At 73.7% G+C, this 13,813-nt stretch carries 13 protein-coding genes; all 13 read right to left on the reverse strand.

What is annotated here, in order from left to right; all coding sequences use genetic code 11:
* Positions 1-24: 24 nt before the first annotated feature.
* The 13 genes from AC0AIB_RS29875 to AC0AIB_RS29935 all read right to left on the reverse strand — a co-directional run bounded on the left by AC0AIB_RS29875 (position 25) and on the right by AC0AIB_RS29935 (position 13,664).
* On the reverse strand, positions 25-1,560 hold the full coding sequence (locus AC0AIB_RS29875; RefSeq protein WP_328348450.1) for an RsmB/NOP family class I SAM-dependent RNA methyltransferase: 1,536 nt from the start codon (positions 1,558-1,560) through the stop codon (positions 25-27).
* Positions 1,557-2,483: a methionyl-tRNA formyltransferase gene (fmt, locus tag AC0AIB_RS29880; protein ID WP_328348452.1), complete on the reverse strand. Its 927-nt coding sequence runs from the start codon at positions 2,481-2,483 to the stop codon at positions 1,557-1,559. Before fmt ends, AC0AIB_RS29875 begins: the two co-directional genes overlap by 4 nt.
* 7 nt (positions 2,484-2,490) lie before the next feature.
* On the reverse strand, positions 2,491-3,051 hold the full coding sequence (gene def, locus AC0AIB_RS29885; RefSeq protein WP_328348454.1) for a peptide deformylase: 561 nt from the start codon (positions 3,049-3,051) through the stop codon (positions 2,491-2,493).
* Positions 3,052-3,246: 195 nt separating this feature from the next.
* On the reverse strand, positions 3,247-4,230 hold the full coding sequence (locus AC0AIB_RS29890; RefSeq protein ID WP_328348456.1) for an AAA family ATPase: 984 nt from the start codon (positions 4,228-4,230) through the stop codon (positions 3,247-3,249).
* A 191-nt stretch (positions 4,231-4,421) separates the two neighbouring features.
* On the reverse strand, positions 4,422-6,443 hold the full coding sequence (locus AC0AIB_RS29895) for a primosomal protein N' (RefSeq protein ID WP_465097948.1): 2,022 nt from the start codon (positions 6,441-6,443) through the stop codon (positions 4,422-4,424).
* Entirely contained in the window at positions 6,440-7,633 is a 1,194-nt protein-coding gene (gene metK / locus AC0AIB_RS29900; protein WP_328348458.1) for a methionine adenosyltransferase, read from the reverse strand. The genes AC0AIB_RS29895 and metK overlap by 4 nt, the downstream gene beginning before the upstream one ends.
* An 89-nt stretch (positions 7,634-7,722) precedes the next feature.
* Complete coding sequence (gene coaBC / locus AC0AIB_RS29905) at positions 7,723-8,931, reverse strand: bifunctional phosphopantothenoylcysteine decarboxylase/phosphopantothenate--cysteine ligase CoaBC (protein WP_328348460.1); 1,209 nt, start codon at positions 8,929-8,931, stop codon at positions 7,723-7,725.
* A 14-nt stretch (positions 8,932-8,945) separates the two neighbouring features.
* Positions 8,946-9,209 carry a DNA-directed RNA polymerase subunit omega gene (gene rpoZ, locus AC0AIB_RS29910; RefSeq protein ID WP_007075826.1) on the reverse strand — a complete coding sequence of 88 codons (264 nt, stop codon included), beginning with the start codon at positions 9,207-9,209 and terminating at the stop codon, positions 8,946-8,948.
* A 112-nt stretch (positions 9,210-9,321) separates the two neighbouring features.
* The gene (locus AC0AIB_RS29915; protein WP_328348476.1) at positions 9,322-9,822 is read right to left on the reverse strand and encodes a nucleoside/nucleotide kinase family protein; all 501 of its coding nucleotides are present in this window, start codon (positions 9,820-9,822) and stop codon (positions 9,322-9,324) included.
* 25 nt (positions 9,823-9,847) lie between these two features.
* The gene (gene mihF, locus AC0AIB_RS29920) at positions 9,848-10,165 is read right to left on the reverse strand and encodes an integration host factor, actinobacterial type (protein WP_067309448.1); all 318 of its coding nucleotides are present in this window, start codon (positions 10,163-10,165) and stop codon (positions 9,848-9,850) included.
* Positions 10,166-10,335: 170 nt separating this feature from the next.
* Entirely contained in the window at positions 10,336-11,178 is an 843-nt protein-coding gene (pyrF, locus tag AC0AIB_RS29925; RefSeq protein WP_328348482.1) for an orotidine-5'-phosphate decarboxylase, read from the reverse strand.
* A 74-nt stretch (positions 11,179-11,252) separates the two neighbouring features.
* Positions 11,253-12,527, reverse strand: coding sequence for an adenosylmethionine--8-amino-7-oxononanoate transaminase (locus tag AC0AIB_RS29930; protein ID WP_465097946.1), 1,275 nt, complete (start codon positions 12,525-12,527; stop codon positions 11,253-11,255).
* Between the two features lie 90 nt (positions 12,528-12,617).
* Positions 12,618-13,664: a quinone-dependent dihydroorotate dehydrogenase gene (locus AC0AIB_RS29935; protein WP_465097947.1), complete on the reverse strand. Its 1,047-nt coding sequence runs from the start codon at positions 13,662-13,664 to the stop codon at positions 12,618-12,620.
* Positions 13,665-13,813 lie beyond the last annotated feature (149 nt).

The following is a 13,813-nucleotide window of genomic DNA, read 5'->3' on the forward strand; positions in this document are numbered from 1 at the left end:
GGGGCGGGGCGGGGCGGGGGTGGGTCAGGTGCGGCGGAGGAGGGCCAGGAACATGGCGTCGGTGCCGTGGCGGTGGGGCCAGAGTTGCACGGTGGGGCCGTCGCCCAGGCCGGGCATGCCGGGTGGTAGCAGCGGGCGGGCGTCGACGAAGTCCGCCGGGACCCCGGCGCGGCGGGCGGCCTCGGTGACCGTCACGTGCGTCTCCACGGTGTGCGGGGAGCAGGTGACGTAGGCGACCAGACCACCCGGGCGGGTCGCCCGCAGCGCGGCGGTGAGCAGTTCCCGCTGCAGCCGGGTCAGCGGTGGCAGGTCCGACGGCTGCCGCCGCCAGCGCGACTCCGGCCGGCGACGCAGCGAACCGAGCCCGGTGCACGGGGCGTCGACCAGCACCCGGTCGAAGTGTCCTTCGGGCAGCTTGGGATCCGCCCCGACGGTCCGGCCGTCGGTGTGCAGCACGTTCACCGGCAACCCCCGCGTGGCCTGTTCGACCAGCCGGGCCCGGTGCTCCGAGATCTCCACCGCGGTCAACCGGGCGTCCCGCTGCGCGGCGAGCGCACCGAGCAGCCCGGCCTTGCCGCCGGGGCCGGCGCACAGGTCCAGCCAGCGACCGTCAGGGCCGTCCAGCGGCGCCGTCGCCAGCACGTGCGCCACCAACTGGGAACCCTCGTCCTGCACGTGCGCCCGACCGTCGGCTAGCGCCGGCAGGTCACCGGGGGCACCGCCGGCAAGGTAGACCGCGTACGGGGAGAACGCGCCGGGGGCGCCGCCGACCTCGTCGGCCAGCTCGACCGGGTCGGCCCGACCGGGGCGCACGCACAGATGCACCGGCGGGCGCTCGTTGTCCTCGATCAACAGGCGGGTGACCTCGCCCAGGTCACCGTCGAGGGCGTCGGCGAAGGCCCGCACGATCCACTGCGGGTGGCTGTAGGTGACGGCCAGGTGGCCGATCGGGTCGGCCGCCATCGTCGGGGCGAGCTTCGTCACCCAGGCGTCCAGGTCCTGGCCGGCCACCTCGCGCAGCACCGCGTTGGCGAAGCCGGTGGCGCCCGGTCCGACCGTCCGGACCAGGTCCACCGTGGACGACACGGCGGCGTGCGCCGGCACCCGAGTGTGCAGCAACTGGTAGGCCCCGAGCCGTAGCGCGTCGCGTACCGGCGGGTCGATCCGCTCGACGTCCCGGCCGGCTGCGGCGGTGAGGATCGTGTCCAGGGTGCCGAGCTGACGCAGGGTGCCGTAGGTCAGCTCGGTGGCGAAGGCGGCGTCCCGACCGGTCAGCCCCTCCTCGCGCAGGATCGCCGGCAGCACCAGATTGGCGTACGCGTCGTCGCGGTGCACCGCCGCGACCGCCTGGTACGCCGCGTACCGGGGCAGGTCCACCGCCGGTCGGACCGGTCGGCCGGGCCGCCGGTCGGCACCGCCCCGGTCCCCCCATCCGCCGGTGCGGGCGGTGCGGTCACCCCGGAAGCCACCGGAAGGCCGCTCCGACCGCCGGTCGTCACCACGCTGCTCGCGCCGCGCACCGTCGGCGGGGCGCTCGGGCCGTCGCGTCGGCCCGGTCATGCGAGCTCCTCCCCGACGCCCACCCGGACGCCACGCGCCCAGTCGGTCGCCGGCATGGCCTTCTTGCCCGCCGCGCGCACCTCACCGAGCTGCACCGGCACGGTCGCCGTGCCGGTCAACACGCGGGTCTTCTCCACCAACAGTTCTCCAGCTTTCAGATCGGGGCCGTTGCCGACCGGGGTCACCGGCCCGAGCTTGACCCGGTCGCCCCGGAAGGTCGTCCACGGGCCGGGGGCCGGGGTGCAGGCGCGGATCCGACGGTCCACCGCGAAGGCCGGGTCGGTCCAGCGCACCCGGGCGTCCTCCACGGTCAGCTTCGGGGCCAGTGAAACGCCGTCGGCGGGCTGCGGCTCGGCCCGGGCGGTGCCCGCCTCGATGGCGTCCAGGACGGCCACCAACAGCCCGGCACCGGAGTGGGCGAGGCGTTCCAGCAGGTCGCCGGAGGTGTCGGTGGGGCGGATCTCGTCGGTGAGCGTGCCGTAGACCGGACCGGTGTCCAGCCCTTGCTCCAGTTGGAAGACGCTGGCCCCGGTGAGCCCGTCGCCGTGCAGCACCGCGTGCTGCACGGGGGCCGCGCCCCGCCAGGCGGGCAGCAGCGAGAAGTGCAGGTTGATCCAGCCGAACCGGGGGATCTCCAGCGCCGCCGGGGGCACCAGCGCGCCGTACGCGACCACCGGCACGCAGTCGGGTGCCAGCGCACCCAGCCGGTCGAGGAACTCCGGCTCCCGAGGGCGGGCCGGGGTGAGCACCTCGACGCCGTGCTCGTCGGCCCAGGCGCCGACGGGCGAGCGGACCACGCCCCGGCCCCGACCGGCGGGCGCGTCGGGGCGGGTGACCACGGCCACCAGCTCGTGCCCGGAGGCGTGCACGGCGGCCAGGGCGGGGACGGCGACGGCCGGCGTACCGGCGAAGATCACACGCATCGGCCGGTCACCGACCCAGACCGAAGGGACTGTTGGCGGCGTGCGGGCTGACCTTGACCGTGGGCGGGGCGGCGGCGTCGTACCAGTCGGCCTGGCGGATCGCCTTCATCGCCTCCTTGCGCCCGGCCGGGTCCAACCGGTCGAGGAAGAGCACCCCGTCGAGGTGGTCGGTCTCGTGCTGGACACAGCGGGCCATCAGCCCGGTGCCGACGATCTGCAACGGGTCGCCGTAGCCGTTGAAGCCCTTGGCGATCACGTTCTGCCGGCGCTTGGTGTCGAAGTAGAGCCCGGGAATCGACAGACAGCCCTCCGGGCCGTCCTGCTCCTCGGTGTCGGGGAACTCCAGCACCGGGTTGACCAGGTGGCCGAGCACGTCGTCCACCTCGAAGGTGAAGACCCGCAGACCCACGCCGAGCTGGGGGGCGGCCAGTCCGGCACCGCCGCGGTCACGCATCGTGTCGGTGAGGTCGGCGACGAGCCTACGCAGCTCGACGTCGAAGTCGACGACCGGATCGGCCGGCGTGCGCAGCACCGGATCCCCGAACAGACGGATGGGCTGGACGGTCACGCGGGGTGGCTCCTTCATCGGGACGGCATGGTGCCGTACCAGTCTACGGAGTGTCGAAGGCGGCACCGCCCCGCGTACCGCGATGCGCCGGAACAGGGCCGCCGTTCCCGGGACTAGGCCGTGCCGCCGGGGACGGCACGCCACCGCCGGGGACGGGTCGCCGCCGGCGGCAGGGTCAGGCAGCGGGCACCGGGGTCAGGCGCTGGCGCCCGGCTCACCGGCCAGCACCGCGTCCCCGCCGAGCAGGGCGTGCGCGGGCAGCGGGAGCCGGGTGCCGTGGGCGGCCTCCCAGTCGTGGACGAGGCTCGGGCGGACCTGGGCGGCGAAGTAGTCGACCGCGCTCATCCCCCCGACGACCGGCTCGTCCACCTCGGCGACGAGCTGCGCGGGCACCAGCGGGAAGCCGTTGCGCAGCGCGGCGCTGAGCCGGCGGTGCCCGTCGACGACGAAGAAGTACTCGCCGGTGAAGCCGATCCGCAGCGGTTCGAGGGCCTCGTCACCTGCCGCCGCCAGCTCGCCGACGAACTCGGACTCCCCCAGCCCGCGCAGGGTGGCGACGTCCTCGGTCGGATAGACCCGGGCCGGGTCGAGCAGCAGCAGCGGCGGGGCGTCGCGCAGCACGTCGACGCCGAGCCGGCCCTCGTACGCGTCGACGATGTGCGTGATGACCTCCTCGGCGGAGGCCCGGGTGGTGTCGCAGACCAGGTCGTAGTTGCGCAGTCTGGCCTTGTCGACGCCGTACCGGAGGATGAACCGGTTCCGCTCGCTCTCGCTGCGCTCGCGCAGCTTGGCCTCCGCCTCGGCCAGCGAGGTGTAGCTCTCGGCCGGGCCGGAGGGGCGCAGCAGCACCCGCCGGGCCGCCTCGGCCGGCTCGGTGATCATGTGCACCTTGAGGGCGTCGGTGAAGAAGTGCCAGGCCAGCCGGGAGTCCATCACCAGCGACTCGCCCGAGGCGGCGATGTTCCGCTGGAGCTGGTCGACGTAGCCGTCGACGGCCTGGTCCAGCTCGGCGTGCAGGTTGAGCTGGAGCGCGGTCATCTGCCGCTCCTGCGCCATCTGCCGGTAGAGATCACCGACGCTGACCCGGCGCAGGCCCAGCCGCTTGGCGATCTCGACGGAGACGGTGCTCTTGCCGCTGCCGAGGTCACCGTTGAAGACGATCGACTGACGAACGGTCACCACTGGTCCACCCCTGCTCACCGGCTGCTTGACATCATCGATCTGGCGTCGGCCCGACGCGTTCCCGTCTTCGTCGCGCCATCCGTGCGCCCGGGTATGACGGGCGATGCTATCACGCAGGCCTCCCGCGCCCGCCGTACCCGGGGTGCGACGGCGGGCTGGCCAGGGGCTCGACCGAACTGACTGGCGACTCAGAAAAGGCTCAGCGGATCGACCTGGAGGCGGACCGGTTCGGCGGCCCGGCGGGCGCTGCGTACCCCGGCGGCGGTGTGCAGCGCCTCGGCCAGCGCGGCGGCCCGGGACCGGGGCACCCGGACCAGCATGCGCTCCCGGTCCTGGTCGGCGGGGACCGGGCCGAGCACCTCCGCCCCGTCGGGCAGCCGGGCCTGCGCCAGCAGGTCGGCCACCGCCTCCGCGCCGCCGGTGACGCTTGCCATCTTCACCGCCGGCGGGAAACCCAGCTCCCGCCGCTCGGCCAACTCCCGGGCGGCGAACCAGCCCGGATCCCAGCGCAGCAGCGCCTGCACCGGGGCCAGCGCGCCGTCGGCGACCACCACCACCTTCCCACCGGCCGGGGCGGGTCTGGCCAGGGCCGCGGCGGAGAGCCACCGCCGCAGGGTCTCCTCGCCGGCCCGCAGGTCGGCCCGGGTGAGCAACGCCCAGGAGTCCAGCAGCAGCACCGCGCCGTAGCCACCCTCGGCCACCGGTTCGGCGCCGGGGGTGGCGATGACCAGTCCGGCGCCGGCCGGGACGTCGGCCAGCACCTCGTCGCGGCCCGAGGTGCGCACCGGCACCCCCGGGAAGGCCCGACCCAGCTCCTCGGCGGTTCGTCGGGCACCGGTGACCGCCGCCCGCAGCCGCCGCCCACCGCACTGCGGGCAGGTGTACGCGGCGGTGACCCGGCCGCACCAGCGGCAGGCCGGCGGGGCGTCGGCGGCGCGCAGCGCCAGCGGGCCGGCGCAGTGCGGGCAGCGGGCCGGGGTCCGGCAGTCGGCGCAGGAGACCGAGGGCAGGTAGCCCCGGCGGGGCACCTGGACCAGCACCGGAGCGTCCGTACGCAGGGTGTCCCGGGCGGTGGTCCAGGCCAGGCTGGGCAGCCGGGCCGTCGCCGCCCCCGGATCGCGGGCCAGTTGCGGGTCGTCCCCGGTCGGGGCGATGGCCGGGGTACGCGCCCGCAGGGTCGCCCGCTCCGCGACCACCTCGCGGGCCCACCCGGTCTCCACCAGCAACTGCCCCTCGGCGGTCCGGGTCCAGCCACCGACCAGGGCGGCGGCCTCGGCGAGCCGGGCCCGGGTGAGCAGCACCTCGCGGGCGTGCGGGTAGGGCGCACGCGGCTCGGCGTGCAGGTCGTCCCCGTCGTCCCAGATCGCCACCAGACCGAGCCGGTCCATCGGGGCGAACATGGCGGCCCGGGTGCCGATCACCACCGGAACCTCGCCCCGCCGGGCGGCCAGGAAGGCGCGGTAACGACGGGCCGGGCCGAGCGCGGCGGAGAGGGTCACGTGCCGACCCGGGCCGAGCAACGCGGTCAGCGCCGCGTCGAGGCGGTCGAGGTCCCGGGCGTCGGCCACCACCACCACCGCACCCCGACCACCGGCGACGGCGGCGGCGACCGCGTCGGCGTACCGGGCCGCCCAGTCCTCCCCGGCCAGCGCCGACCAGACCGCCCGGGGTGCCCGCCCGTCGGCGAGCGCCGACAGGTAGGCCGGCCCGGCGGGGTAGTCCCGCCACCCGCGCGGGTCGACCGCGGCCCGGCCCGGGGGCACCGCCGCACCACCGCCCGGAGCGGTGGCAGCCGGAGCGGTGGCAGCCGGATCAGGGGTAGTGCGGGGTTCCTTCTCGACCCGGGCGTGTCGGGGCGGGACGGCCAGCCGGAGCACGTCGGCCAGGCTGCCGGCGTACCGGTCGGCGACCGCCCGGGCCAGCCGGGCCACCTCGGGGGCCAGCACCGGCTCCGCGGAGACCACCTTCTCCAGGTACGCGAGCCTGCCGCCGTGCGCCGAGGCGTCGACACGTTCCAGCAGCCAGCCGTCGACCAGTTGGCCGGCGAAGCGGACCTTGACCCGCACCCCGGGGACCGCGTCGGCGGCCAGGCCGGCGGGGACCAGGTAGTCGAAGGGCCGGTCGAGGTGCGGCAGCGGGACGTCCACACAAACCCGAGCGACCGGCGACCCTTCCGCGGGTCGCCGGTCGCTGGGCGTGGTGCCGGTCAGGCGCCCGCTACCGACTTCAGGTCGGCGGCCCGGTCGGTGCTCTCCCAGGTCAGATCCGGCAGCTCACGGCCGAAGTGGCCGTAGGCGGCGGTCTGCCGGTAGATCGGCCGGAGCAGGTTCAGGTCCCGGATGATGGCCGCCGGGCGCAGGTCGAAGACCTCGCCGACCGCCTTCTCGATCGCCGCCACCGGCACGGTCTCGGTGCCGAAGGTCTCGATGAAGAGGCTGACCGGGTGGGCCTTGCCGATCGCGTAGGCGACCTGCGCCTCGCAGCGCTCGGCCAGGCCGGCGGCGACCACGTTCTTGGCCACCCAGCGCATCGCGTACGCGGCGGAGCGGTCCACCTTGGACGGATCCTTGCCGGAGAACGCGCCGCCACCGTGCCGGGCGTACCCGCCGTAGGTGTCGACGATGATCTTCCGACCGGTCAGCCCGGCGTCACCCATCGGGCCGCCGATCTCGAACCGGCCGGTCGGGTTGACCAGCAACCGGTATCCGTCGGTGTCCAGCCCCAGGCTCTCCAGCTCCGGAGCGATGACGTGGTCACGCACGTCCGGGGTGAGCAGCGAGTCCAGCGAGATGTCCGCAGCGTGCTGGCTGGACACCACGACGGTGTTCAACCGGACCGGGCGCAGCCCCTCGTACTCGATGGTGACCTGGGTCTTGCCGTCCGGCCGCAGGTAGGGGATGGTCCCGTCCTTGCGCACCGCGGACAGTCGCCGGGCCAGCCGGTGCGCCAGCGCGATCGGCAGCGGCATCAGCTCCGGCGTCTCGGAGCAGGCGAAGCCGAACATCATGCCCTGGTCGCCGGCGCCCTGCGCGTCAAGCGCGCTCTCCGACGCCCCGGTCCGCAGCTCGAAGGCGTTGTCGACGCCCTGCGCGATGTCGGGCGACTGGGCGCCGATGGAGACGCTGACGCCACAGGAGGCGCCGTCGAAGCCCTTCTTCGACGAGTCGTACCCGATGCCGAGGATCGTCTCGCGGACGATGGTGGGGATGTCGGCGTACGCCTTGGTGGTCACCTCGCCGGCGACGTGGACCTGACCGGTGGTGATCAGCGTTTCGACCGCCACCCGGCTGTGCGGGTCCTGGGTGAGCAGGGCGTCGAGGATCCCGTCGCTGATCTGGTCTGCGATCTTGTCCGGGTGGCCTTCCGTGACCGATTCGGACGTGAAGAGGCGGCGTGTCACGGCACTCCTAAGCTCTTAAGATAATCGTTCCGCAGCAGTCTAGTCACCCTCGCGTACCGCTCACGACCGGGCGAGTCGGCATCCACCGTTCAGGACCGGTTCGCCCACCGGGCGAGCACGAGGTCCCAGACACGGTCGGCCAGGTCCTCCTTGGCCTGCTCGGGCAGCCGGTGCACGGCACCGTCGGTGCCGATCACGGTGGCCGCGTTGGTCTCGGCACCGAAGACCTTGTCGACGCCGACCTCGTTGACGACGACGAGGTCAGCCCGTTTCCGGGCGAGTTTGGCCCGGCCGTTGGCCTCGGCGTCGCCGGTCTCGGCGGCGAACACCACCAGCACCTGCTCCGGACGGCGGTGTCGGCCCAACTCGGCGGCGATGTCCGGGTTGGTGACGAGGGCGATGGTCGGCGCACTGCCGTCGTCCGACTTCTTGATCTTGCCAGTCGCGTAGGTCGCCGGTCGGAAGTCCGACGGTGCCGCCGCCATCACCACCGCGTCGGCATCGGCGGCGGCGGCCAGGGTCGCCGTGCGCAGCTCCTCGGTGGTGCCCACCCGGACCAGGTCGGCCCCGGCCGGGTCGGCCAGCGACACGTTGGCGGCGATCAGGGTGACCCGGGCACCGCGGGCGACGGCCGCGCGGGCGAACGCGTAACCCTGTTTACCGGAGGAGCGGTTGCCGAGGAACCGGACCGGGTCGAGGGGTTCCCGGGTGCCGCCGGCGGTGACCACCAGATGTCGACCCGCGAGGTCGGCGGGGGCGTCGACGCCCCGGGCGAGGGCCCGACGGGCGACCGCGAAGATCTCGGCCGGGTCGGGCAGCCGACCCTTGCCGCTGTCGGCGCCGGTGAGCCGGCCGACGGCGGGTTCGATCACCCGGACGCCCCTGGCCCGCAGGGTGGCCACGTTGGCGACGGTGGCCGGGTGCTCCCACATCTCGGTGTGCATCGCCGGCGCGAGCACCACCGGGCAGCGGGCGGTGAGCAGGGTGTTGGTGAGCAGGTCGTCGGCGAGTCCGTGGGCGGCCCGGGCGAGCAGGTCGGCCGTGGCCGGCGCTACCACCACCAGGTCGGCCCGCTGGCCGAGCCGGACGTGCGGGACCTCGTGGACCTCGGACCAGACGTCGTCGGCGACCGGCTGCCCGGACAGCGCCGCCCAGGTCGGCGCCCCGACGAAGCGGAGCGCCGACGCGGTCGGCACGACCCGGACCCGGTGGCCCGACTCGGTAAGGAGTCGCAGCAGCTCACACGCCTTGTAGGCGGCGATGCCACCGCCGACTCCGAGCACGATCTCGGCGGACATCGGGGTACGGGGGATTACGGCTGGTCGGTCGGCTCGGCGGTGAGCAGGCCCGCGTTGATCTCGCGCATGGCGATGGAGAGCGGCTTCTCCTGCGGGGTGGTCTCCACGAGTGGGCCGACGTACTCGAGCAGGCCCTCACCGAGCTGGCTGTAGTAGGCGTTGACCTGACGGGCGCGCTTGGCGGCGAAGATCACCAGCGCGTACTTCGAGGTGGTCTTCTCGAGCAGCTCGTCGATCGGCGGGTTGGTGATGCCCTCGGGGTTGGCGATGGATCCCACGAAATACCTCTACGTCTGAAGGTGTCCGCGCGAGCGCAGCTGGTCGCTCGAACATGGTCTGCGGTCGGACGGGTCTGCGGTCGGACGGATCTGCGGTCGGACGCAAGCCAGATTAGGACGAACCGAGCAAGCTTACCAGCTCAGCGGCGGCGCGCTCGGTGCGGTCGTGGTGCACGGTGCGCTCGGCGAGGATCGCCAGGGCCGGGGCCGGATGGTGTCCCGGCGGCGTCAGCAGCACCAGGCGGGCCTGCGGCAGGGCCGCGTGGACGGCGAGCGCGCCGGGCAGGTCCAGCGGGAGCAGCACCGGCCGCCCCCGCGCCAGTCGGTCGGTCACCGGGGCGCGCGGGGTGCCCCGGCGGTACGGGCCGGCCCGGGACCACTCGAGAAGCTCGCCCGCGGCAATCATCCGATCGAACTCGGCCGGCTCCCGAAAGAGCCGGTCGACGCCGTCGGACTCGCCCTGGCGACGCGGCCGGGTGGTCACCGGAACCGGCACCCACACGGACGGAGAACGCGCCCGGACCGCGTCGACCACACCGCCCCGACCGGCACCCGAAGGTCCGGTCAGGACGGTGAGCCGCGCCGCCGGGCACGCCTCGCCATCCGTGCTCACCGCTTGTTTCTACCTGCTGCGGCGGTCAGTTGGCGGCGAACTCTCCAAGCAGCGCCTTACGCTGCTGCTCGCCCAGACCACGCAGGCGGCGGCTGTCGGCGATCTTGAGCTTCTCCATGATCTGGGTGGCCCGGATCTTGCCGATACCCGGCATCGCCTGCAGCACGGCCGACACCTTGAGCTTGCCGACGACGTCGTCGGACTCGGCTCGCGCAAGGACGGCGGCCAGGGTGGTCTTGCCCTGCTTGAGCTGCTCCTTCAGCTCAGCACGGGCCTTGCGGATCTCCGCGGCCTTTTCCAGCGCGGCAGCGCGCTGCTCGGGGGTCAGTGACGGGAGCGGCACCAGTTCTCCTCAGGTCCCTATCGCGACGGGCGGAACGCACCGTCGCTCTGTGAAACGTGGTGTCGCTGAAAACCAAAGGGGTCCGTGGTTCCCAGCGCGGGGAAAACTAGCGTTCGGCGGAGCTTTCGGCAACGTGGACGCGCGATGATCAACGTAAAGTGACCGAGCCGTCAGTCAGTTTCGGCAGCCAGAATGTGCCGGCAGTCGGCCGCCACACGGTCCGCCGCGGCGCGCAGCGCGTCGGCGTCGGGGCCCGCGTCGAGCACCTCCCGGGAGTACGACGGCAGCACTGCGGAGAGGCTCGAACCGAACACGATCGGTAGATCCGTCGCCGTCGCGCCCTGCGCGCCGAGCCCCGGAGCGAGCAGCGGGCCATTGACCCGGGACAGGTCGTGGCCGGTGTCGCCGATGGTCGCGCCGACCACCAATCCGAAGCTGCCGAGCGGCTCCGCACCCCTGTTGAGCTGCGAAATCTCATCGATAACAAGCTGTGCGACGGTACGCCCACCGGAGGTGACCGCACGCTGCACCTCGGCTCCTTCGGGGTTCGAGGTGAGCGCTAACACGAACACTCCACCGCCGTGCGCGGCGGCAGACTCGAACATCGGGGCCAGCGAACCTACTCCCAGGTAGGGGCTCGCGGTGACGGCGTCGACATACAGCGGGCTGGATGGATCAAGGTACGCGGAGGCGTACGCCGCGACCGTCGAACCGATGTCGCCGCGCTTGACGTCGAGAAGAACGAGCGCGCCAGCCTCGCGTAACTGTCGGATAGTTGACTCAAGAATCCCCACTCCCCGGCTCCCGAATCGCTCGAAGAAGGCCGACTGGGGCTTGATCACCGCAACCCGGTCACCGAGCGCTTCCGCGACGGTCCGGGCGAACCGCTCCAAGCCGCTGACGTCGTCCGGCAGACCCCAGCGGGCCAGCAGTCCGGGGTGCGGGTCGATGCCCACGCAGAGCGGCCCACGCTCCGCCACCGCGCGGTGCAGTCGGGTTCCGAAGGTCTCCATAGATGCTCCTGTTCTCGTCTCCACCGACCGTGGCGGCGGTCGCCACCCCGGTCCGCTCCCTCCCCCGCCCGGCATCAGCCGGCCTCGACCGCAGCGGCGATCCCGGCCGCGATCAGGGCCACGTCCGCGTCCCCGGTCAGGTACGGCGGCATGGCGTACACCAGGTCACGGAAGGGGCGCAGCCACACGCCCCGGGCCACGGCGGCAGCCGTCGCCGCCGCCACGTCCACCTCGCGGTCCACCTGCACCACGCCGATCGCGCCCAGCACCCGGACGTCCGCCACGCCCGGCGCCCCCCGCAACGGCTCCAGACCGACGCGTAGCCCCGCACCCACCCGCGCCACCTCGGAGGCCCAGTCGCCGGCCTGTAGCAGCTCCAGAGAGGCATTGGCGACCGCACAGGCCAACGGGTTGCCCATGAAAGTCGGGCCGTGCGCGAGCACTCCGTCGGCGGCGATGCCCCAGGCCACCTCCGGGGTGCACAGCGCCGCCGCCAGGGTGAGGTAGCCACCGGTCAGCGCCTTGCCGACACAGAGCACGTCAGGGGTCACCCCGGCATGCTCGGCGGCGAACATCGTCCCGGTCCGACCGAACCCGGTGGCGATCTCGTCGAAGATCAGCAACACCCCGTGCGCGCGGGTCACCTCGCGCAGCACCCGCAGGTACCCCGGGTGGTGGAAGCGCATCCCGCCGGCACCCTGCACCACCGGCTCCACGATCACCGCGGCCAGTTCGTCGGCGTGCCGGGTGACGGCGTCGGTCAACGCCGTCACGTACGCCGGGTCGGGCGGGTCGGCGAAGCCACCGGGGGGCACCGGGGCGAAGACCTGCCGGGGCAGCGCCTCCCCCCAGAGATGGTGCATCCCACCCTCGGGGTCGCAGACGCTCATCGGATGGAAGGTGTCACCGTGGTATCCGCCCCGCCAGGTGCCCAGCCGGCGACGCTCCGGCCGGCCCGTGGCCCGCTGGTACTGCAGGCACATCTTGATCGCCACCTCGACCGACACCGAGCCCGAATCGGCCAGGAAGACGTGCTCCAACCCGTCCGGTGCCAGCTCGACCAGGGTCCCGGCCAGCCGGACCGCCGGCTCGTGGGTGAGCCCGCCGAACATCACGTGGCTCATCCGGCCGAGCTGGTCGACGACCGCAGCGTCCAGCACCGGATGCCGGTAGCCGTGGATCGCCGCCCACCAGGACGACATCCCGTCGACCAACTCCCGGCCGTCGGCCAGCCGCAGCCGGACGCCCTCGGCGCTGTGCACCACGTAGGGCGGGTACGCCGGCGGCAACGCCGCGTACGGGTGCCAGACGTGGGCCCGGTCGGCGGCCAGGATCTCCTCGGGCGTCACGCGTGCTCCTTCGTACCCTCGTCGACCGCCACCGCGGCGGCCTCTACCGTGCCACGGGTACGACCGGGAGCGCCGGTCGTACCCGTCGGCTCACCGCCCGCTCACCGCCCGGTCGCCCGTCGGTGCGCCGGTCGACACCCGGGCGGCTGCCCGGACCAGTGCCGGCCCCCGGTAGATGAAACCGGTGTAGAGCTGGACCAGGCTCGCCCCGGCGTCGAACATCCGGGCGGCGTCGTCCGGATCGAGGATGCCGCCGACGCCGATCACCGGGAGCCGGCCGCCGGTCTCCCGGTGGACGAAGGCCACCATCTCCCGGGCCCGCCCGGTCAGCGGGCGACCGGACAGCCCGCCGGTCTGCACGCCGCGCTCCCGGTCGGCCGGGGCGAGGCCGTCCCGGGCCAGGGTGGTGTTGGTGGCGATCACCCCGGCCGCCCCCCGGGCCAGGCAGACCTCCAGCAGTTCGGCCACCGCCGGTTCGGTGAGGTCCGGGGCGATCTTCACCAGCACCGGCTGCTCCCCCACCAGGGTGGCCAACAGGGCGTCCAGGTGGGCCTTGTCCTGCAACGAGCGCAGCCCCGGGGTGTTCGGGGAGGAGACGTTGACCGCGAAGTAGTCGCCGTGCCCGCGCAACGCCCGGTAGGAGGTGAGATAGTCCTCGACCGCCTCGTCCAGCGGGGTCACCTTGGACTTGCCCAGCGAGATGCCCAGCGGCACCCCGAGCGGGCGGGGCAGCGCCGCCAGCCGGGCCGCCAGGGCCGCTGCCCCGGCGTTGTTGAAGCCCATCCGGTTGATCACCGCCGCGCTGTCGGGCAGCCGGAACAGCCGGGGCCGGGGGTTGCCCGGCTGGGCGTGCGCGGTGACCGTGCCCACCTCGACGAAGCCGAACCCCAGGGCCGGCCAGGCCGGCAGGGCCACCCCGTTCTTGTCCATCCCGGCCGCCAACCCCACCGGATTGGGGAACTGCACCCCGAACACCGTCCGAGGCGCCCGGTGCAGGTTGCGGGCCCGCAGCAACGCCAGCGCCGCCGGCCGCCGGGACAGGGTCACCAACCGCCGCAACGTCCACTCGTGCGCCGTCTCGGCGTCCCCGCCCCCGATCCGGAACAACGCCCGCCGCACCCCCTTCTCGAACATCACCACACCCCCACCCCCAACCCCCCGCTGACCGGGTCACGCCGGGCGTCCTCGTCGGTGATCAAGAGATTTGCGTCACCGCAGGGTGGGTCCGGTGACCAAAACCTCTTGATCACCGGGCGGAGCGCCGGGTGGGTTGGGGGGGTGGGGGG

The organism is Micromonospora sp. DSM 43699, from assembly GCF_055517075.1.

What these genes read in the sequence shown, in the direction of transcription:
- AC0AIB_RS29875 (WP_328348450.1), bottom strand. Translation starts at nt 1,560, where the DNA reads ATGACCGGGCCGACGCGACGGCCCGAGCGCCCCGCCGACGGTGCGCGG.
- pyrF (WP_328348482.1), bottom strand. Translation starts at nt 11,178, where the DNA reads ATGGAGACCTTCGGAACCCGACTGCACCGCGCGGTGGCGGAGCGTGGG.
- fmt (WP_328348452.1), bottom strand. Translation starts at nt 2,483, where the DNA reads ATGCGTGTGATCTTCGCCGGTACGCCGGCCGTCGCCGTCCCCGCCCTG.
- coaBC (WP_328348460.1), bottom strand. Translation starts at nt 8,931, where the DNA reads ATGTCCGCCGAGATCGTGCTCGGAGTCGGCGGTGGCATCGCCGCCTAC.